The sequence below is a fragment of the Agrobacterium sp. ST15.13.015 genome (assembly GCF_027871645.1).
Classification (GTDB): domain Bacteria; phylum Pseudomonadota; class Alphaproteobacteria; order Rhizobiales; family Rhizobiaceae; genus Agrobacterium; species Agrobacterium leguminum.
Map to the genome: position 1 here is coordinate 1 of NZ_JAQAHF010000053.1, position 574 is coordinate 574.

Here is a 574-nt window from a genome sequence, read left to right on the forward strand (position 1 = left end):
GTGGATGCTCTCCACCAAGATGATGCCAGCCGTCGCCGTGCTGGTGCCGATCTATCTGATCTTCCGCAATGCCGGCCTGCTCGATACCCGCATCGGGCTCACCATCATGCTGACCTTCATCAACCTGCCGATCGTCATCTGGATGCTCTACACTTACTTCCGGGAAATTCCCGGCGAGATTCTGGAAGCCGCCCGCATGGATGGCGCATCCTTGTGGAACGAGATCGTCCATGTACTGACCCCGATGGCGGTTCCGGGCATTGCCTCGACGCTGCTCCTCAACGTCATCCTCGCCTGGAACGAATCCTTCTGGACCATCCGGCTGACGACCACCAATGCAGCCCCGCTGACGGCCTTCATCGCCTCCTTCTCGAGCCCACAGGGGCTGTTCTGGGCAAAACTCTCGGCCGCCTCGATGATGGCGATCGCCCCAATTCTCGTCATCGGCTGGTTCTCGCAGAAGCAACTCGTGCGTGGCCTGACCTTTGGCGCCGTGAAATAAGGAACGACAAACATGGGCAGCATTTCCCTTCAGAACGTGTCCAAGCTCTTCGGTGAGGCAAAGGTCATCCCG

The 574-nt window shown here is 59.1% G+C and carries 1 protein-coding gene; it reads left to right on the top strand.

Annotation, left to right across the window (positions count from 1 at the left end; all coding sequences use genetic code 11):
• Positions 1-502: carbohydrate ABC transporter permease (locus PIB16_RS26695; RefSeq protein WP_271046379.1), on the top strand; the 502-nt coding region annotated here is incomplete at its 5' end.
• Positions 503-574: the final 72 nt, after the last annotated feature.